General features: G+C 60.2%; 18 protein-coding genes. 1 reads left to right on the forward strand and 17 read right to left on the reverse strand.

The annotated features are described in order from the left end of the window. Window positions 1-54: 54 nt before the first annotated feature. From ACSQ8V_RS25220 to ACSQ8V_RS25255, 8 genes are all read right to left on the reverse strand, one after another. Complete coding sequence (locus ACSQ8V_RS25220; protein ID WP_436208005.1) at window positions 55-1,116, reverse strand: FAD-binding oxidoreductase; 1,062 nt, start codon at window positions 1,114-1,116, stop codon at window positions 55-57. A 102-nt stretch (window positions 1,117-1,218) separates the two neighbouring features. Then, a complete protein-coding gene (locus ACSQ8V_RS25225) occupies window positions 1,219-2,889 on the reverse strand; it encodes an aromatic/alkene/methane monooxygenase hydroxylase/oxygenase subunit alpha (RefSeq protein WP_213765375.1) in 1,671 nt (556 codons plus the stop codon). Between the two features lie 606 nt (window positions 2,890-3,495). Next, window positions 3,496-3,699 carry a hypothetical protein gene (locus tag ACSQ8V_RS25230; RefSeq protein WP_436207518.1) on the reverse strand — a complete coding sequence of 68 codons (204 nt, stop codon included), beginning with the start codon at window positions 3,697-3,699 and terminating at the stop codon, window positions 3,496-3,498. A gap of 40 nt (window positions 3,700-3,739) precedes the next feature. Continuing rightward, complete coding sequence (locus ACSQ8V_RS25235) at window positions 3,740-4,831, reverse strand: WD40 repeat domain-containing protein (RefSeq protein WP_436207519.1); 1,092 nt, start codon at window positions 4,829-4,831, stop codon at window positions 3,740-3,742. Continuing rightward, a complete protein-coding gene (locus ACSQ8V_RS25240) occupies window positions 4,828-5,832 on the reverse strand; it encodes a CobW family GTP-binding protein (protein WP_436207520.1) in 1,005 nt (334 codons plus the stop codon). The genes ACSQ8V_RS25235 and ACSQ8V_RS25240 overlap by 4 nt, the downstream gene beginning before the upstream one ends. Then, window positions 5,829-6,125, reverse strand: a complete 297-nt coding sequence (locus ACSQ8V_RS25245) for a hypothetical protein (protein WP_218627317.1) — start codon at window positions 6,123-6,125, stop codon at window positions 5,829-5,831. Before ACSQ8V_RS25245 ends, ACSQ8V_RS25240 begins: the two co-directional genes overlap by 4 nt. A gap of 47 nt (window positions 6,126-6,172) precedes the next feature. After that, on the reverse strand, window positions 6,173-7,216 hold the full coding sequence (locus ACSQ8V_RS25250; protein ID WP_213765380.1) for an NAD(P)-dependent alcohol dehydrogenase: 1,044 nt from the start codon (window positions 7,214-7,216) through the stop codon (window positions 6,173-6,175). Window positions 7,217-7,845: 629 nt separating this feature from the next. Further along, on the reverse strand, window positions 7,846-8,349 hold the full coding sequence (locus tag ACSQ8V_RS25255; RefSeq protein WP_436207521.1) for a hypothetical protein: 504 nt from the start codon (window positions 8,347-8,349) through the stop codon (window positions 7,846-7,848). A gap of 70 nt (window positions 8,350-8,419) precedes the next feature. On the opposite strand from ACSQ8V_RS25255, the gene ACSQ8V_RS25260 reads away from it, so the two are divergent. After that, window positions 8,420-8,794, forward strand: a complete 375-nt coding sequence (locus ACSQ8V_RS25260) for an IS4/Tn5 family transposase DNA-binding protein (RefSeq protein WP_255631448.1) — start codon at window positions 8,420-8,422, stop codon at window positions 8,792-8,794. 107 nt (window positions 8,795-8,901) lie between these two features. On the opposite strand, the gene ACSQ8V_RS25265 is transcribed toward ACSQ8V_RS25260, so the two are convergent. From ACSQ8V_RS25265 to ACSQ8V_RS25305, 9 genes are all read right to left on the reverse strand, one after another. Further along, on the reverse strand, window positions 8,902-10,545 hold the full coding sequence (locus ACSQ8V_RS25265) for an FGGY-family carbohydrate kinase (RefSeq protein WP_213765383.1): 1,644 nt from the start codon (window positions 10,543-10,545) through the stop codon (window positions 8,902-8,904). A gap of 94 nt (window positions 10,546-10,639) precedes the next feature. Next, the gene (locus ACSQ8V_RS25270; protein ID WP_213765384.1) at window positions 10,640-11,368 is read right to left on the reverse strand and encodes an SDR family oxidoreductase; all 729 of its coding nucleotides are present in this window, start codon (window positions 11,366-11,368) and stop codon (window positions 10,640-10,642) included. A 24-nt stretch (window positions 11,369-11,392) separates the two neighbouring features. Further along, a complete protein-coding gene (locus tag ACSQ8V_RS25275; RefSeq protein WP_436207522.1) occupies window positions 11,393-12,673 on the reverse strand; it encodes a sugar ABC transporter permease in 1,281 nt (426 codons plus the stop codon). A 15-nt stretch (window positions 12,674-12,688) separates the two neighbouring features. Beyond that, the gene (locus ACSQ8V_RS25280; protein ID WP_213765386.1) at window positions 12,689-13,492 is read right to left on the reverse strand and encodes an ATP-binding cassette domain-containing protein; all 804 of its coding nucleotides are present in this window, start codon (window positions 13,490-13,492) and stop codon (window positions 12,689-12,691) included. A gap of 84 nt (window positions 13,493-13,576) precedes the next feature. Continuing rightward, window positions 13,577-14,641, reverse strand: a complete 1,065-nt coding sequence (locus tag ACSQ8V_RS25285; RefSeq protein WP_436207523.1) for an ABC transporter substrate-binding protein — start codon at window positions 14,639-14,641, stop codon at window positions 13,577-13,579. A gap of 300 nt (window positions 14,642-14,941) precedes the next feature. Then, window positions 14,942-15,946 carry a helix-turn-helix domain-containing protein gene (locus ACSQ8V_RS25290; protein WP_436207524.1) on the reverse strand — a complete coding sequence of 335 codons (1,005 nt, stop codon included), beginning with the start codon at window positions 15,944-15,946 and terminating at the stop codon, window positions 14,942-14,944. Between the two features lie 659 nt (window positions 15,947-16,605). Next, window positions 16,606-17,562, reverse strand: coding sequence for a LysR family transcriptional regulator (locus ACSQ8V_RS25295; RefSeq protein ID WP_436207525.1), 957 nt, complete (start codon window positions 17,560-17,562; stop codon window positions 16,606-16,608). A gap of 283 nt (window positions 17,563-17,845) precedes the next feature. After that, window positions 17,846-18,790 (reverse strand): cupin, encoded by a 945-nt coding sequence (locus tag ACSQ8V_RS25300; protein WP_436207526.1) that lies wholly within the window; start codon window positions 18,788-18,790, stop codon window positions 17,846-17,848. A gap of 647 nt (window positions 18,791-19,437) precedes the next feature. Continuing rightward, window positions 19,438-20,211: an SDR family oxidoreductase gene (locus ACSQ8V_RS25305; RefSeq protein WP_213765391.1), complete on the reverse strand. Its 774-nt coding sequence runs from the start codon at window positions 20,209-20,211 to the stop codon at window positions 19,438-19,440. Window positions 20,212-20,345 lie beyond the last annotated feature (134 nt).

A 20,345-nucleotide genomic window follows, 5' to 3' on the forward strand; every position in this document is an offset into this window, starting at 1 on the left:
TCCTTCGTCTTTCAGTTATCGGAACTTCGGGTCTGCAGCCCTGCGATGGGCCGGTCAGCGGACGGCCTGGGTAAATTTGTCGAAATAAAGCCGCTCGGGCGAAACGCCGGCCATTTGCAGTACGGGCATCACCGCGTCGATCATGGGTGTCGGACCACACGTATAAGCGTCGATCTCGCCGGCAAGCGCTTCCTCGCGCAAGGTCCGTCCGAGTACCTCGTGAATGAAGCCCGTCTCGCCGGTCCAGTCGTCGCCGGCTTCAGCATGCGAAAGCGCCGGGATAAAGCGGAAGTCGTGCAGTTTCTCCGTGAGTTCGGCGAAGTCGTCGAGATAGAACAAGTCACGACGGGTACGGGCGCCGTAGAAGAAACGTACCGGCCTTTGCTCGCCGCTCTGGACAAGATCGTTGAGGATCGACCACAAGGGAGACATTCCAGAACCGCCGCCCACCAGCACCATGGGCCCCGGCTGCTCCTCTCGCCGGAAACAGGTGCCGTACGGCCCCTTCGCCACCAGCCGGTCACCGGGCTTGAGGCCGTCGTCGAGCTGAGAAGAGAAAGCACCAGTGGGGTATTTCTTGATAATGAACGCGAGGCTCGTCTGGCCCCCTGGCTCGCTTGGTACGCTCGCCATGGAGAACGACCGCGTGATGTCCAGTCCCGGAATGGTCAGGTCAACGTACTGGCCGGCCCAGAACCGCAGGGGCTGGTCCAGTTCCACTTCGAGCAGCCTGATGTCGTGCGTCAGCGCGCTGATCTTCGTCAGCGTTGCCCCGAATTCCTTCACCGCAATTGAGCGGCGCATCAGGTCTTCGTCGTAGTTCAGCAGTTCCACCGTCAGGTCACTGAAGGCGAGCGTCCTGCACAGCAAGATGTGATTCGTCTCACGCTCATAGTCGGGCAGCGCGAAGGTTGAGTACTTCTTCAACTCGACGTCGCCCTCGATCAACAGGGACTTGCAACTGCTGCATTGTCCTTCCTTGCATCCGTGCATCACCGAGATGCCCTGGCGGAACGCGGCATCCAGCACGGTCTCACCCTCCGCGACCTCCATCTCGACGCCGACAGGCTCGAATCGCACTATATGAACCGTCTGGTAGTCGATTGTTTCCGGCATGGCATCCCTCTTCCATTGCGTATCGGTCGTGCTGCTCATCGTGCCCTCCTGATTCGTCCGGGAGCTTTATTCACTCAATGACTCCCGGACGACATCGCTTCGTCAGTTCACCGGATTGATCTTGAATCCAGCTCGATACTCAGCGATGTGCTTCTCGCGCTGCTCCGGCGTCATTCCCCGCAGCAGAACGATCGGGCTCTGGATGATGTTGCCGCGAACATGGTCGAGCGTCCACATGTTGCGGTCGTCGAACCGCAGATGCGGTTGCGGCACCAGCGTCTTGCCGTCGCTGCGCACAAAACCGAGATCCTTGATGCAATCGGCCAGATCCCAGCCGTGGTAGCACTCCTCCCACTCGCGGCGTCCGCTGAAGCGCCCCATGGCCGGCGTCGGCCGCCCTTCGTATTCCGAGGCGAACGCTACCTTGTGGGTCCAGTGGCACAACTCCGAGCAATAGGTGTACAGCTGCCCGTCCACTTCGTCGACCACGAAGTCTTCCCGGATCAGGCACGGCACCAGGCAACTCCAGCAGCGGTGCGGGTACACATAACCGTTCTCCTGGTCGAACAGCATGTTGGTTTCGCCAGGCACGCTCTTCTTCGCGTACCACTTCCAGTAGTCGCCGAACTCGGCGTACCACCCCGGGTACTTGTGCTCGAACCACTCGAAGTCCTTTTCGGTCTGCGCCTCGATACGCCAGAAGTTGACCGGCCAGCCCACGGAGAAGAACTGTGCGACCTTATGGACGTAATTCTTCTTGACCAGTCGGTCCCAGGCAGCCGCAACGTCATCGTGGTGAATCTTGATGCCGTATTTCTCCAGCGGCAGCATGTACGTACGGTAGTAATCCTCATAGATCCACCGGTGCCACAACTCGGCGTACGATTCCTTGTTCTTGTCCCGGTCGGTGGTGCCGTATTCAATGAATGTACCGATTGCCGCATCGACAATGGCGTGGTTTTGCCAGAAGGCGTAGCGAAGGTCACGCTCCAGCAAAAGATGATTGTCCGGATCATTGATGACCGACATCACCAGCGAATGGCCATTGCCGATATGCCGGCTTTCGTCGGACTGCACCGAGAGGAACACGGTCGGCAACGCATAGTCGCCGTTGCGCGCGGCTTCCGACGGCATGGCGACAAACAGCGTGTTGGTGAACGCCGTTTCCGCGACCACTTGCAGGAACACGTTCGCCGCGGTGACGGCGTCACCCGTGAGGAACCCTTCGGCAAACTGACGACCAATCGTGGTCGCATAGCACTTGCCGAATGCCGCCTCCGTTATATCGAACCCGGCCGGGTCGATATAGTTCTCCATGTACCACTTCTTGAGGTTCATCTGGATGGTCGAGTGCCGGAACTCGTCGACCATCTGCATGGTGAAGCCTGTGCGCAGTTCTTCACCGGGTGCGAGGCGGCCGAGCATCGCCATCGAGCGCGCCGCCGAGATTTCCGGGAACGGAATGATCGCGAGGAACAGCTTCATCCACTCGACCCAACGCGGCTGGACGTTGCGGAACATGTCGCCGCGCAACGCCGCGTCAAGCGCACCGTAGACGCGGTTATCCTTCTCCTCCTGCATCGGAAAATAGGAGCGCAGCACCTGTTTCATCGGGTCGCGCGGCGCCTTGCTGATCTTGTAGTCCGTCGGGAAGGTCATCGCTTCCTGAACGTAACTGGGCGTCCAACCGAGATCGGCGACACGGCGTGCCGCCTCGCCGATGCTGATCCCGCGCTGAGACGTGATCTTGTTGAGGGTTAATCCATCAGACATTGAGCTCTCCTTTTTTCATTTCACGAGTCACCGTCGTATTTCAACGTCGTATTTCATCGTCATAGGGCGGCGTTACGGGCAGGGGCCGATTGATGCTACGGCCAGAGTCAACAATCAACAACACGGGCCAGAGGTCACGGTCGCGAACAAAAATTGGTGCGTGAATGCTGAACAGACTGGTGTTCCGGTCTAGTCTTCACGATCCATGCCTCCTGTCTTTTTTCTTGTACTTCGGATCATCGACACTTGGGTCTTGATCTGTACTCGTAGAGCGATTAGCGTGCCAACGAGGCTCATGTTCCGCCTCATAAGGCTGTGCGGTATATAGCCTCATTTGCGCAGGACGCCGGCGCCGAATTCTGTTTTGTTATGCGACATTCGCATTCAGCGGACCTGTCCGATATTGGGACGCCGCTGGCCGCCACGAGCTGCTGTTCAGAAGATGTATGGCAACGAAGCAGAAGCACTGTGCAATCCTCTTATCAATAAGGATGACGAATCATTTATATGAATACAGAAAAGACGGTCTTGGTTGCAGCCTTCGCCATTCACCTGCCGCGGCATCGACGCCAGATCGACTAACCTTGAGCCTCGATACACGACCACCTACAACCCTAGACATCCGCGCTTGTCGCCCGTATAGATGACGCTCTGCGTGTCATCACCATTCGGCTTCCTTTCGGCGATGAAACGCGCGGCGAGAACTAGGGCCCCCATCGCAAAGTCCTTGCCGTAAGCTGCGATCATTTCGTCGCCAATCGCTCCAAGCCGCTCGAAGAACTGATCCTTTGAGAGATGTTCACTAGTCATGGTTGTCTCCGTCTTTATGTAATGAGTGTTGCGCGCCCCTTCACAGCGGACTGCCAAAATGAAACAGCGCCTCCGGCAACGACACCAGGCCGATCTCACCGGCCTCCGTACCCATTGCCAGCCGTCCGCCATCGGGCGACCAGGCAATGGCACTGACAGGACTGCCGTCAGCCCCTTTGACGAATAGAACATCAGTGCCGCCCGGCTGGCACAGCAGTACCGCGCCATTGTGATAACCAACGGCAATCAGCGGATGGGTCGGATGGCAAGCCACCTGAGTGACCGGGGCCTTACCCGCAATGCCGCATTCCCGCGGCTGGCCGTCGCTGCCGGGCGGGTCGAATCGCCAGCAAACCGCCCGCAAACCACCGCTCGTGACCAGCACCCGGCCGTCCGCCGAAAACGATAGCGACCTGGGTTGCCCGGGATAACCGCCCATCTCTATGTCGTCGCCGTCCGGCAACCGCCATCCGTGCAGAGCGTTCTCCTCCATGCCGCTCACGACATAGCGGCCGTCGCGACTCCATGCAACGCTTCGGTGATAGCCGGGCCATCCCAACAAGCGGGGAACATGGGTGTCCATCGGCCATAACGTGACTCCGCCGTGATGTGCGATCGCCAACTGATCGCCGGTGGTGTTGAAAGCAAGAGCGGTTGCCGAACCCGCTAGCGCGAGGCTCGCCGGCTTGGCTCCCATCCAGTGAACCCGGCGGCCGGTTGCATAGGCCCGACCGCCCGCGCTCGTTGCCACGAGATCGATCCACTCACCGTTGACATCGACGAGGATATCGCTCGTGCCGTCCGCCTTCAGATGGACCAGCCGGCCGTCGTCCCCACCGCTGAGAAAACCTCCTTCAGGATCGGCGGCAAGTGCCAGGCAGGTGCCGTCATGCACACTGAAGCGAGCCACTGGCGCCGGGGGTTCCCGTGCCTGCACGAACTCGACGCCACCACTCTGCCGTGGCTTGAGCGCCGGGCCGCCAGGCCACTCACCGGTCGCGAGCGCCACGGTGCCGTCACCCAGCGCAAATCCCGCCTGGAGTCCCGCAACATCCCAAGCAAGCGCGACAACGGGAGCCTCCGTCACCCAACGGGCCCCAAGCAATTCGATCAAAGACGGCGGCGCATTCATGGGTCGGTCTTGCAGTGCCCGATACTCTCCCGCAATCCACGCCTGTCGAGATTGCGGCCGATAAACACCAGCCTGCTATCGCGTACTTCGTCCAGTCGCCACGGCCGGTCGAAATCCGTATCCATGGTCATATGTACCCCCTGGAACACGAAGCGGCGATCCGATCCCGCCAGGTCAACGATCCCCTTGGCTCTCAACAGATCCTGGCCTTGCTCGACCACCAGTTGCTGCAGCCACGAAAGGAAGCGGCTGCGTTCCAGAGGCTTCTCGACGCGCAGCGACACGCAATCTATGCCATGGCTATGACGTCCGGGACCAACGGATATATGGCGAAAGGGCCGTTCATCAGGGGCCGGCTCATCTGTATCCTCGACTGAGTTGGCGAGATGCAGGCGCTTGAGATCGAACGCACCTCGATCGAGTAGTGAAGCCAATGGCACCGCGCAGCGGACACTGCGCACCAACTCCGCTGTCGGGTTGATTCCGCATATGGCCGCCTCTGCCGAGGCCAGACCCGTTGCATCGACAAGATCGGTCTTGTTAAGCAGTACGATATCTGCCTGCGCCAGTTGCTCCGCGGCCTCACGGCTGTCGGCGAGACACGCTTTCAGGTGCAACGCATCGGCCACGCAGATCACGCTGTCGAGCCGGGTGCGCTGACGGATGAGATCATCGACAAAGAATGTCTGAACCACCGGTGCGGGGTCCGCCAATCCCGACATCTCGATCAGGATGCCATCGAAGCCGCCCTTGCGCTTGATTAGTCCCGAGACCACGCGAATCAGGTCGCCGCGCACCTTGCAGCATACGCAGCCGTTATTGAGCTCGATTACCTCGTCTTCAGCGCCCACCACCAGGCCACCGTCGATACCGAGTTCGCCGTATTCGTTGACGATCACCGCGTAACGCCGGCCGTGCTGCTCGCGCAGTATGCGATTGAGCAGCGTGGTTTTGCCTGCGCCGAGAAACCCGGTAAGAACAGTGACCGGAATTCGATTCATTGCAGATCTCCGGGTTTCCTGCCGGACTCGGTTGTGTCGAAATTCGCCAGCTCGTTCTCAAGCCAGTCACGCTCGGCTTCAATAGCCAGCAACTCGTTTTCCGATGCGTCCAGCCGCGCCCGCAATTGCACAATGTCCCGCGTCCGGTCGGGCGTGGCGCCTTCGCGCTTCTCGCACGCCAGCGCGCATGCCAACTCGATCTCGGCGCCCGCGCAGCGATTTTCGCCGCGCAGGTAACGGGAATTCACCTCGGTCAATGCAATGACCAGGCGCACGCGTTCGGGAATCGGCATTGGATTTTGCTGCGGCGACACGGCGCTCACCCTGGTCGGATCCATCGTTATGGAATCAGCACCGCGCGGCCCCTTACCTTGCCGTGATGCAGGTCCTTGAGCGCCTGGTTCGCCTCGCTCAAACGGTATTCCTTCGTCGCCAGATGAACGAGTCCACGATCGGCCAGCGCCATCAACTCGACCAGCTCGGGATAGGTGCCGACCAGATTGCCGACAATGGTTTTCTCGCTGGTGATCATGTCGATAGTCGGCAACTCGATCTTCCCGCCATAACCGACGATGTAATAGAACCCCGCGTTGCGCGTCATCGCAAGGCCGTTGGCGACCGCGTCACCTTCGCCGACAAAGTCGATGACCGCCTCTGCGCCATTACCGCTGGTCAACTCGAGCACGCTTTGCACTTCGTCGCCGCCGCCCTTGACCGTATGATCCGCACCGCATTCCTTAGCCAGTTGCAACGCGGTTTCCGAGCGGTCGACCACGATGATTTCGGCAGCGCAAAGGGCCTTCAATACCTGGATGCCGATATGCCCCAGGCCGCCGGCGCCGATCACGACGGCGAACTGGCCGGGTAGCAAGTGGCGCGACGCCTTCTTGGCAGCACGGTAAGCGGTTAATCCGGCATCGGTATAAGGCGCGACATCCTTGGGCGCCAGCGACTTGGGCAGCTTGATCAGCGACCGTTCGCCGGTCAGGAGGTATTCGGCATAACCGCCATTGGCATTGATGCCCGGGAAACTGCTGTCGGTTGAATGCATGTCGTCGCCGCGCCGGCACGCCAGGCAGTAACCGCTTGTCACGAGCGGATGGCAGATCACCGCGTCGCCCACCTTGACGCTCTCGACGGCCGAGCCGACCGCCTCGACCCAGCCGGCGTTTTCGTGGCCCATGATGTACGGCAAGACCACGTCGACCTTGCTGCGCCAAATGCCTTCGACAACGTGCAGGTCCGTGCGGCAGACACCCGCACCGCCAATCCGCACGATCACGTCGGTGGGCCGCCCGATCTTCGGATCAGGGACCTCCTCATAACGCACGAACTCGTCACGGCTCAATGATTCATCGTACTGATGCAGCACGGCAGCTTTCACGTTTCGTCTCCTTATCGTGGCTTGCATGGGAACTTGCCGGCCTTGGATGGTACGGGCAGGCATGCCAGTTCTTCCAACGCGTTTTTATCGCTTTCGTTTATGCAATCTCCATGCCGATGACACGCACTCCTTCAGAACGGGCCCTTGGCGCCTGACGGACAAAAGGAATTGAGTGGATTGGTAGCAGCCCCGGCCGATTTGGGAATTCGACCACTGTCGCAGAATCGGACGCTTGATCGCGCGGCGGCGACCGTACCTGTCGCGAAATGAGACATATGCACTGCGAGGATTTTTTCCGACCTCTCGTCGACTGGCATCCTCGCGGGAGGGTTTAGCGCATTGCGTTATACACAAGTCAACTGAGTCTTGAATAATCAATGACTTATGAACGCTCGTTTTGGAGACCTTCAGCCTGGCTTCTGACCGACCTTTGTACGGAACGCCTTTGGTTATGGGCTTCCCGGCGCGTTGCTCAATGAATAGGTGAAAGTTGCGTATAACGCAATGAGCTCTCCGGAACCATCGTAAAGATCACGAACCCTGGCTCCAAATCCCAAGCGGCGAGCGGAATCAGAAACCCTTGCGCAGCAAAAGAACCCCACACGCCACGTTTCATGCAATTGCCCTGCTTATTGAGCTGCCGGAGCAGCGCTGATCAGGTCGACCAAAACGCGTGTGCCCGGAATGACCGAAGCGGACGCCTCAGGCGGATTTGTCTGTACGATAAACGACGCGCCGGTTGTATCGACCAAAGTGATAAAGCCGTTTTGGTTATCGACATGCGCTACGCGCGCGATGGTCTGGTCGCCATTGGGCGAAGGCGGAACAACAGGCGGGGATGAATCCAGTACAGTGAGACGAACCGATCGGTTTGCACTGCCGACTACTTTGGTACCGGCCTTCAGTTTATCGAGGCCCTGCACATTCGCGCCGACCTGGAACGACTCCCTGATCCCCGCGTCGTTAATAACGGTAACAGTACGCGTATTCGTGTTGACTGACTGAACCTTGCCGCTAACTTGAACCGTAGTGGTTGCATTGAAAATGGTAGCCGCGAAAGCACTCGATAACGCCATCGTATACGCGATTGCAACAATGGCTTGCTTAAGGATTTTTATAGAAATGAACTTCATAATGACGCTCCTGCTGGACAAATGAGAACGGCTCGTGCGATGCACGTTGTAACCGCATAAGCGCTTTAAAATGCTTGCCGAGTTTGTCTTTGGAGAGGTCCCCTGTCAACCCATCTCGTTACACAGAAGTCGCAAACTCGTACCGAAGCACGTAAGACAGGTACGTTGCAGGAATTGCGATGCCAGGGGTTGTGTAAACGATGACGGACTCGCATTTACTCTCGAATTTCGGGTACACGTAAACGACAAGTCGGGGTCTAGGGTAGAAGAGGAATTTGAAGCGTTGGATCTAGGCGATCCGAGACTGGATCAACGAGCGAAGGCATTGTTGAAGCGCCTGGCGGCGAAGCCGAGCAAGAGCATTCGGGGCGCTTGCGATAGCTGGGGTGAAACGTCGGAGCCTATTGTTTTCCGGGCAATCCGAAAATTGATTGGAGCGAGGTAATGGCGCCGCATTGGCAATGCACGGCGGCCCAGATGCGAAGCTGCGAGGTGGTGCTATGCATTGCCGGCACGAATCGTGGGTCTAACGCGTGAGCCTAACGCGTGAGCCTATCGGATTTCCCTGGCCACGCTCTGCAACTGCTTGAAAGCGCGATACCGCGCCTCGTGCAGTGCCGCTATGTTGCCTGCGTCCGGCTCGTAGGTCTTGCTGATGTGCGACATCGTGGTCATCGCCGAGCGCACGTTGTCGAACAGGCCGCCGGCCACGCCACCCAGCATCGCGGCGCCCAGCAGGACGGGCTCTTCCGCCTGCGTGGCAAGCACGGGCTTTCCCGTTGCGTCGGCGAGCAGTTGCCGAACAAGATCGAGCCGCCCCGCGCCGCCGCTGATGACCACCCGCTCGATCGGGGCGCCGGCCAGGGTCTGCGCTTCGATGATCTGGCGAAGGCCGTAACCGATACTGCAGATGCCGGCAACGTAAAGCGCGACCAGACTATTCAGGTCATTCTCCATTCCAAGGCCCGCAATCACGGCTCGTGCGTGGGGGTCGGCCAGCGGCGCACGGTTGCCCAGGAACTCCGGAACAATATGCAAGCCCTTGGCCAACAACACGGCCCCCGACAAACTGTCTGCCGTCTCCACCGCGAGACCGGCGAGCATGACGGCCAGGGATTGGCCCGCTTGCTCCGCTTGTTCTCGGGCATCGGGCGTCGCGGGATGCATCGAAAGGAGTTGTTCGATCGCGGCGCCCGCCACCGATTGCCCACCCTCGTTGAGCCATGCATCCGGCACCATCGCCGAAAAATAAGGTCCCCACACGCCGGGTACGAAGACCGGACTCCGGGTCGTGGTCATCGTGCACGATGAGGTGCCGAAGACGTACGCGAGGTTGGACTCGGGGTCACCATCGGCGCCAACCGTGCCTATTCCGCCGGCATGGGCATCGATCGCGCCTGTTGCGACCGGCGTACCGGCTCGCAGGCCGAGCTCGGCGGCCGCATGCGCTGTTAGCCCGCTCCCCAACGGCGTTCCCGGGTCGACAACAGACTGGCCGATGCGCGCAAACGCCTCGTCCGCCAGCACACCGAGACCGACGCTGCGGAAGTAACTTTCGTCCCAGCGCCGTTCGTGCGCCAGATAGGTCCATTTGCAGGTGACCGTGCAGGTAGAGCGGGACAGATCCCCGGTCGCACGCCAGGTCAGGAAGTCGGTCAGATCGAAGAACTGCCATGCCGCCGCGAAGACGCTCGGCCTGTTCTCAAGGAGCCACAGCAGTTTCGGTGTCTCCATTTCCGGCGAGATCTTGCCGCCGACAAATTTCAGCACCTCGTGGCCCGTGGCGTTGATGCGCTCCGCCTGCGCCACGGCGCGGTGATCCATCCAGACGATGATGTCGCGTTCGGCCTGGTCGGAGGGCCCCACGGGCAACGGCCGTCCGCCCTCACCCAGCACGACGAGCGAGCAGGTGGCGTCGAACCCGATACCCGCGACCTGATCGGGCGATACCGCGGCCTGCGACAGCGCGTCCTTCACGGATTGGCAGACGGCGTTCCAGATCTCGCTGCTCGACTGTTCGACGATGGAGCCGCTTGCATGGAACAGGGTAATGTCGCGCTTGGCCGAGGCCATCATGCGGCCGGCAAGATCGAAGATTCCGGCCCGGGCGCTGCCCGTGCCCACGTCCACGCCGACGACATAACGCACATCGCGTGTGCTGTCTGTCGCTAGGGAAGTCGGGTTTTCTAAGGTCATGGCTCACTGCCTGCTCAATGCCTGTTATAGAAGGCGTTTCTGATAGAAGGCGAACTGCATCGGGTACAAACCGGACTCGCCCCTGTCACGCGTTTCAGAGATCAACGCTGTTTGGAAGGATCACGAGATCGCGGATGGTCACGTTGCGCGGCCGCGTCAGCATGAAGAGTACCGCGTCGGCGACCTCCTTGGGCTGCATCAGGCTGCCCGAGGCGAGCGCTTCGTCCATCTTCGCCTTCGGCCAGTCGTCAAGCAGCGCTGTTACGACCGGGCCTGGGGCCACTGCGCCCACCCGCACGCCATGTTTGGAGAGCTGGCGCCGGATCGTGTGGACGAAGGCCTGCACCGCGAATTTGGAGGCGGTGTAGACCGGCTCCCACACGACGGGGACGATGCCCGCGATGGAACTGGTGAAAATAATGTCGCCCGATTTCTGCGCGACCATGTGCGGCAGCACGGCGTGGACCGATCGGAACGCGGCGTTGATGTTGAGGTTCAACATGCGATCCCACTCGTCCGGATTTCCGTCCAGCACGTCACCGCCCACGTACGCGCCGGCATTGGCATGGAAGATATCGAGGCCGCCGGCGAGGTCCAGGATCTTTGGCAACAGTGCGGAAACTTCCGCCGGCTGCAGCAGATCCACGGTCAGTGGCGAGGCGTTTGGCCCCAGTTCCGCGCAGAGTTGGGCGAGCCTGTCCTCGGCGCGGTCGATCAGAACGACCTTCGCACCTTCCGCCAGCAGTGTGCGCGCGCACTCAAGGCCGATACCCGATGCTGCGCCCGTGATGGCGGCGACCTTTCCCTTCATCATGTCAGTCATTTTGTAATCCTAAGTTGCTGTAAATTACGCACGGCCATGCGAGACGCGAGACTGGCGGGCGAGCGAGTCGACGATCACCGCGATCGCCAGCACCGCGCCGGTAATCATGAAGCGCAGCGACGACGACAGGTTCAGCAGCGTCAGGCCGCTAGCAATCGACTGGATCACGATAATCCCCAGCACCGCCGAATACGCGCTGCCGCGGCCGCCGAAGAGGCTGGTCCCGCCGATCACCGCCGCTGCAATGGCGTTCAGGTTCACGTCGCCGCTGCCGGCCTGCTGGCTGGCCGAGGCAAGGCGTGCCGCAGTCAGCACGCCGCCGAGCGCGGCGAAACTGGCGCACAGCACAAAGGCGCTGGTGTAGATGGCACTGACATTGATGCCTGCGCGCCTCGCGGCCTCGTGGTTGCCGCCGACCGCGTTCATCGACCGGCCCCATCGCGTCCTCTTGAGCGCATAGTCCATCGCGACCGCGAGGCCAAGGAATACACCGAACATCAGAGGCACGCCTCGTCCCTGGTTAAGGTAGGCAACTACAAGCTCCAAAAGCACGGTGATGGCAAGGCTGCGCACGAGCAAGCTACCCACCGAGGGCGCAGAGAGATTGGACGCCCGGCGGCGCTCACGCGTGCGCAACCCGAGCAGCATCATCACGGCGCCCGACGCCAGCGCGAGGAGATATGAAACGGCGGCGGGGATGATGATGAGTTGGCCGAGGTTCACCAGCGTCGAGTCGTAGGGCAAGTTGATCGACCCGGTGGCGCCCAGGACGTATAACTGCATCCCTAGAATCGCGAGCAGCCCTGCCAGCGTCGCGACGAAGCTCGGCATGCCGAGCCGGTTGAGCAGCAGCGCGTATAGGGCGCCGACCAGCGCGCCCACCGCGATGGCAACGACAATGGCGAGCAACACCGGCCAGCCGTGATTGACCCAGAGCATACCTACCAGGGCCGACGCGAAGCCGCTCATCGAACCCACTGACAGGTCGATCTGCCCGACCATCAGCACGCAGACAATGCCCAGCGAGATCACGCCGACCGTCGAGCAGTCGAATAGCAAATTCACCAGGTTGTTGGCCGAGAGGAACACCGGGTTCAGGCTGGTGAACACGGTCCAGATGATGATCAGGCCCGCGATGACCGGCAAAGATCCCAGGTCGCCCGAGCGCACCCGTTCGACGAAGGCGGAAACGGCGCCGCCGACTCCGGCGGCGTGCTTGACGCGGACATCGCCCCGGTCGAGCAGCGTGGACGGCGGCGGGTCTTGCGTTTCGCGTTGCGGGGCGCCTTGCATTTCATTGCTCATGATCGTTCCTTGGGTCTAGGCGCTCTGTTCGGCCTGGCGGCGGCCGGCGCGGCGCGACACCGCGTTCTCGGTGGCGCCGGTGATCGCCGCGACCAGCTCTTGATTCGAGGAGTCGGGATAGAAAACGCCGTTATTGCGGCCGAGCCGCAGCACTACGATCCGGTCCGCCACGGCGCGCACGTCCTCCATGTTGTGGCTGATCATGATCACCGCGTGACCGCGGTCGCGCACCCGCTCGATCAGGTTCAGCACCTCGGCGGTCTGGGCCACGCCCAGCGCCGCCGTCGGCTCATCGAGCATGATCAGCTTTGGGTCGAGCAGCAGCGAGCGGGCGATCGCCACGGTCTGGCGCTGCCCGCCCGACAGCGAGGCGACCACGTCGCGCACGCTCGGAATGCGGGCTGACAGCTCGTTCAGCAGCGTCCAGGCCTTGACCTCCATGGCGACCTCGTCGAGACGCAGCGGATTCAGCTCGCGCCCGAGGTAGATGTTCGCGACGACATCGAGGTTTTCGCACAGAGCAAGGTCCTGGAACACCGTGGCGATGCCGAGATCGAGCGCCGCGGCCGGATTGGACAGCGTGACCTCCTTGCCGCCGAAAGTGATCGTGCCGGTGCTGGGTTGATGGACGCCGGCGAGCACCTTCACCAACGTTGATTTTCCGGCCCCGTTGTCGCCCACCAGGGCGACCACTTCGCCGGCGTGCACGTCGAGCTCGATGTCCGTCAGGGCCGAGACCGCTCCGAAGTGCTTCGAGACGCTGCGCAGGCTGAGCACCAGTTCGCCGCGCGTGGACCGGGTTGTGGAGTTGTCAGTCATGGGACGGATACCTCGTTAAAAGTGGATGGACCCGGCACGAGCCGGATCCCGTCCAGCATCGCTGCCGGACCAGTTCGCGCCGGTTCAGTTCGTGATGCCCAGTTTCTTGCACCCGTCGGCATAGCGGTCGGTGCACAGCTCCTTGGCGCTCGCGAACCCCTTGTCGACGACCTCCGCCTTGAGGTTCTTCGCCGTGATGACCGCCGGCTTGAAGAGCTGCGACGGTGTGTTGAAGAGCGTCGTTTCAGCCTTCGGGGATTGGCCCGACAGGAAGCCGACAGCCACCTTCGCCGCTGCGGCCGCGACGATCTCGCTCGGCTTCAGGATCGTGTTGTACTCGTCGCCCGCGATGATCAACTGGAGTCCCGCAAGCGTCGCGTCATTGCCGGTCACTGGCGGCACCGGGTTGACGCCGGCTGCCTTGAAGGCCGCGACGGCCCCGCCGCCCGTGCCGTCGTTGGCGGCCACGACACCCACAATCTGCGACCCGAAACGCGTGATCTGCCCGCTGACCCACTGCTGGGCCTTCGGCGGCGCCCAGTCCGGCGTGTCGTACTCGGCCAGCGTCTTGTAGCCGCTGCCCGCCAAGCCGGCGTGGATGCCCTTCTTGATTAGCCCCGCAGCCGCGTCGGTCGGGGAACCGTTGACCTCGAGCACACCGCCCTTGGCTGTCGGTACGCCCGTGTCTTTCAGGTGCTGGACGAGCGACTGCGCGATGGACTTGCCTATACCTTCGTTGTCGAACGACACGTAGTAGTTGGCCGGCGTTGAAGGCACGGGCCGGTCATAGGCGATCACCTTGATACCCTGGCCCTGCGCCATATGAACCAGAGACGCGGCAGCCGTGGAGTCCACCGGGTCGAGGACGATCACCTTCGCGCCTTGCGCGATCACCGAGTTGAACTGCTGCTGCTGCGTCGCGACGTCGGCATTGGCGTTCTGGTAGAGGACCTTGCAGTCGGGACAGAGCTTGGCCATCTCGGCCTTGAAGCCGGGAAAGTCGTGCTGTTCATAGCGCGTCGATGCCTGGTCAGGCATCAGAAAGGCGACCGTGCCACTGGGTGCGGCCAGCGCCGCCGTGCTGCCTATCAAGTTCAAGCTCAGGCTCAGCACGCTGGCGCCGATCAGTTGGTTCGAAAGTCTGGTCATCGAATGTCTCCGTTTTTTTAAAAAATTCCGGCGCAGATGCTGCCGTGCTTGGGCTTCGGGTGAGGCTTCTAAGTGCAGAGCGTGCGCGTGCGCTTCAACTTCCTTAGCGCGGATACAGGGCACTCGTTGCGTGGCAATAAATATACTTTGTACTACACAATACATTCGTTCAGTCCGCGCAAAAAACGTTGGCTACGTCATGGAAGAACCTGTTGAATCCTTGGCAAACTACAAAGACGAGCTTGCGTCGCGCGATGCCGCGTTGGCGCCGCTTTCAGCGATCACCGGCGAAAACACGCGCTAGCCGAACGCTTCCAGGGCGTGCTCAGCGTCAGGCGATTCAGTCGCGCTGGCAGCGTTGAGCTGTTGATATGCCCTCCATCGCGACGGCGACATGTCCTTGAGCAACAGGAACTGGCGATTAAAATTAGAGAGATTATTAAAGCCGACCTGATAGCAGATATCGGTGATAGTCAGTTCGCCCGACATCAGCAATTGGCATGCGAGGTTAATGCGCAGCCGGTTCACGTATTGCACAAAGGGCACGCCGGTATGGCGGCGGAAATATCGCGAAAAGGCGCTGGCGCTTTGTCCCGCGAGTTCGGCCAACTCCGTTTCGCGCAACTCCTGCGACAGGTTCTTGCCAATATAAGAAAGCACATGATTGATGCGCGTCTCGGCATAGCGAGCCGGGTCCGCACGATAAGCGGCGCTCGCGAGCTTGACTTGTTCTGCGCTGTGCACGAGCAAGTCGAGCAACTCAAGAAACAACGTGACGCGCCGCATGCCTTGCGCGCCCAGCATCTCGCGCATGATCGGTTCGGCGGCTGCACCCGTTTTCGGTGTGAACAGCACGCCCCAACGCGATGCATCGAGTAAGGACTCCACGCACTTGAGTTCCGGGAAGACCTTAATGGCGTTAGCGACGACCTCGGCATCGAATTGGAGGATAAGACAGCGTTCATCCACACGCTCGCCCGGCGACACATTGCTGACCCAGTTATGCGGCAGATTCGTCCCTGTCATCACAAGATTGCCGGGGGCGAAATTGCCGATGTAATCGCCTACGAAGTATTTACCCGTCGTCGATGTAATGACCTGAATTTCGTATTCGGGATGGAAGTGCCAGCGCACCGTGCGATACGGATAACCGTGCGACCAGACCTTGAACGACTCATCGCGCGGGACGGCGACCAGTTCCAGGTCCGGCTGGACAATGTTGGCGCGCCGGGCGTCCGTGCGCGCCGCGCGGCAATAGCCGCATGTTCCGCATCGGCACTCCGTGGCACTCGGAATGGTGTCCATCTGTCCTCCTCCTGACCCACTTTTTTTTGGAGCGTTCGCATAAACCGCATTGCGCCACGCCATGTGTGCAAGTTAGCCCTGTCGCCGATATTTCACCACTGAAATTGAAACCGAAAACTGATACTAATTTGCATTCGGGTAAGTCCGTAGGGTGTCGAGAGTCAACTTTTGTGCAACGCAGCAGCTTGGCGAGCGGCTCGCGTTGTCGCGGTCAATGTGCTGTTGGAGTGTGCGCGGTGGGTCTGCTGCCGGCGCTCATGGCCGCGCAAAATAAGGCACATATGCTTGAGGGGGCAACGCCTGCGAGCATCGCGCGAACGCGCGCTGACTGCGCGAGAGCGGACATGGAAACTCATGTTGATGATCGTGCGGTGAATGACCCAACACCCTTACTGACTCAAGTTCGGCCTAAGCCGGCAGTCACTCATTGCCTTTGGGGTGGCCGCCATGCGCCGCTGAACTGCCATTCACCACGCATCGTCCGCGAACGTCCGGTTCTCGCTTCAACGAATGTCCTCCGCCCCCGAAGAGCCATCGCCCAAGTCCGTTTTAACGACGGCCTCCGAGCATGCAACGGTCGCTCAAGCAACGGACAAGTGCCGAATCAACAGAGATAATCACCTTCTTCGAGACGTGAATACACGAGGCGTTCGCCCGACTCACGTCCGTGGAATCCCGGAAGAGACGGCGCCCTGCGCATCCCAGTACGGCAGCTCGCCGAACTTCTCGGCAAAGAAATCTATGAACGACCGGACTTTCGACGAAACGGTCTTCTTCCTGGGATAGACGGCCCATATGGAGGCTTCTTGCGGCGTGGGTTGAACGTCCCAAGCCGGGCACACGTTCGTGAGACGACCCTCATCGAGTGGTTCATACGCGAGCCATGTGGGCAAGACAGCGACGCCAAGGCCACTCTCTGTTGCCGACATCAGCGCATCAATATCGTTGAGGGTGAGGCGTCCAGTGACCAAGGTCTTTTGCCAATCCGCAGGCGGACCGCCCCGCTCCCTGGCATACCAGGAATGACTCGCGGATCGCGAGAACAGTAGGCATGTGTGCGCCTTTAATGCAGCAGGAGCAGTCGGCATTCCGTTTGCTTTAATGTATGCAGGCGCCGCACACGCCACGTGCCTCTGCGCGGCAAGGCGGCGACCCATCAGTGACGAGTCTTCCAGTTCACCTATCCGAATGCCGAGATCGATCTGCGACTCGATGAGGTTGAGTACATCGTCGGTGAGGATTGCATCCACGTCGATATCTCTAAACCGCTCCATGAATTCGCCAAGGTGAGGCATCACATGCTTTCGACCGAAAGACAATGGCATTGTCACGCGCAATACGCCAGAAGGGCTGAGATTGAGGGACGAAGTCGCCTCTCTCGCATCTTTCAATTGCGTCAACACCTCTGAAATTTTCGCATAGAAGACCTTGCCCCCTTCGGTTAGAGACAAACCTCTGGTCGATCTGTTGAACAGCGCAATTCGGAGATCCGCCTCAAGTTCGCCAAGGTGTCGTGAAGCGGTTGATGTCTTGATGGATAGTTCCTGGGCAGCACGGGTAAGACTGCCCAACTCGGCCGCACGCACGAATGTCCGAACCGCTGCAAAATAATCCATTGAAGAAATCCAAGGTAAGGAAACGGGGACGAGCGACGCCTTCACTGCGGCAAAACGTTCTTGCCGATGAGGGCATGCGACCCAATGATATCCGTATCCCTTACCAGGACTAAAGCTCGCTGCGGGCACCCCCCGATCGCTCATTGCGTTGCTCGTCGCTGTATGGCGATGAATGACCAGGAATGGTCAGCAAGCCAGCGCACTGCCGCCCGCCGCGGCTTGGGCGCGCGGACGGGCCTTCATGCCCCCCAGTACCGAGGGGCCAATGCAGCTGTGAGCCGCGTTACTTCGCGAAGCGGATGTCAAGAGCACGGAGATAGGTTTGCAGGCCGGCATCCTGGATAGGAATCAGTCTTGCGTCCTCTCCGGACTCGTTGATGTGTGCGTGCCAATACCCGGGCGGCGTAACGAAGGCCAGGCCCGGAGCCCAGTCAACGCGCGTGGCATCGGCGATGTTGCCCTCGGCGTCCAACTCCGTGCCGACGAGCGAGTAGCATCCTTTAGGGCAGTCGATAATGAAATCGAGCGCAATTGACTGATGGCGGTGTGGCTTTTGAATCGAATTCCCTGGCAGCAGACCGAACATGGCCCAAAGAACGTGCGTCACGGTGCGGGTTTGGGGAAAGTGCACATTGGCCAGCAGCACGGATATCCGGCTGCGAAGGCCCGCATTAGCTTCATTCGCAATTTTTTGAAGCTCGGCCTCGGCGCGATCAGCGGGATACAAAGTCGGTTCAAATCGCGGAGAAACGGAGTCAACGCCCAAATAGGTCATCAACGGTGCGTCGCTCACGTAGTACATCGCCACGTCTTCGCTGGCGGTAATGGCGGATTCGAGACCACCGGGCAAGGAAAAAAAGGCGCCTTTCGTGAATGGAATCTTGTGCTCGCCTTGTACAGCCGCACCCGACCCACGAATAACATAGAAGATTTGCGAGGTGGCCAATGGGTCAAGACGAAGACAGTCCCCTGCGAGGACTCGCACAAAGTTCGCGATAAGTCCGGGGCCCGTCGCGGGCGCCGGGCAACCAAGTTCGCCAGAGAGGTCCAAAGGCACGACGCGCGTCGGCCCGTCCGAATAGAGTTCAGCCGGAAATGTTTTGAATGGGACGCGCGAAATCAGTTTCGCGCCAATCGGATTCGCTGCCTTCGTGTATTCAAAGTATTGCGCATCGGCGGTGACGCTCGTGTCGTCCGCCAGGGTGGCCGCATCGGTATGATCAAGCATGGTCTGCTCCTGTGAAGTGACTGGATTCGCTTCGCTGTGTTGTTTAAGCCGCGAAGCAGTGACCGAAATTTACGGCTGGAGCCGCCGCTTCGGTAGACCCGTTGGCGCAAATGAGTTTTCAGATTTGGGGGGCAACCCGGCCCCGAGAGTTGTGCTTTCACAAAGAACGCCGCAAACGACCGACAAAGAAAAAGCATGCGAACGATCGCCCTTCTCGTTGAGGCGTGCTGATACATCGCTAAGGGGCTCTCTTAGTCCTTCCAGTCGTTTAAGGAAACGAGCGAACGACTCGTCACCGTGGAGGAGCGGACGTTCAATCACTAGGGGATGAGCAGCGGAAAGTGGCCGACGGCTACCTGCGGGCACTGATGCCGGAAAGCTGCCCTTCACCGACATGCGCGGCTTGACCAGGCGCGCGCTTTTGGCGAACGTTGGGAACCGCGGCTCTCGGTCATTCGCCGGGCCATCGATGACCGTAATTGAATGGCGTATTCTCCAGTTGCAGCGGACATCCGGACGCATTCGCAACGCTCGACTTATGACTATCGGGACTAGTGCAGAGCGGACGCCCGCAAACAAAAAGACAGTTGAGCGGCTTGAGGCGTGGGACAGCGCCCGGCTCGCGCACTGGTGGAATTACCGCGCGTTCATTTCGTCGTATAGCCGCCGTTGACCAAGATGGTCTGCCCAGTGATCCACCATCCATCGCTCACCAGATGACGAATGAAGGGCACCACGTCTTCGATATCGGTGAGACCCGTTTTAGAGAATTTCGACAGCGCCGCGGCCGTCCTGTGATACGCCACGGCATCGGCACCTTCCGCGGGATAAAAGAAAGGCGTGTCCATGGGACCCGGCCCAACGGCCGTCACCGATATGCCGCGTTCGCCGAACTCCTTTGCCGCTGCGCGAGTGAAGTGCTCGACGGGCGCCTTGGTGCCCGCGTACGCTGCATAGAAGGGCGTGAACGCGCCAAGCAGCGAGGTTACGAGCGTCACGACCTTACCGTTGTCGTTGACGTGCTTGCCAGCCTCGCGCAGGAAAAAGAACGCGGCTTTAGAATTTACGGCACTCATCGCATCGTATTCGGCTTCGCTGATTTCCGTGAACGGCTTCTTCAGAACCTTGCCCACCGTGTTGATCGCGATATCCGGCCGTCCCACGGCGGCAACGACCTCAGAAAACAACTGCTCCATCGCCTTCGCCTGCGTGAGATCCGCTTGGAACGCGACGCCTTCCGCGCCGGCTGCCTTGATCGCGGCGATCGTGTTGTCCGCGTCGGACTTGGAGTTTGCGCTGTTGTAGTGAATTGCTACCGCTCTTGCGCCGTGCCTGGCCAGATCGCGCGCGACCAACCCGCCAAGATTCTTTGCCCCACCCGCAATCAGAACAGTTTTGCCCGCAATGCTGTGGTCTGCCATGACATTTCTCCGTTCTCGCGGTTGCGAATTGCAGCCGCGTCTTCAGCTAATGGTACAGTGCAGAAAAATCGTATAAAGCACCTTATCCTGACAGCACTAGACAGAATTCCCGACTAATTCACGAGCGACGGTTG

Origin of the sequence: Caballeronia sp. LjRoot31 (assembly GCF_964253885.1) — a bacterium.
Classification (GTDB): domain Bacteria; phylum Pseudomonadota; class Gammaproteobacteria; order Burkholderiales; family Burkholderiaceae; genus Caballeronia.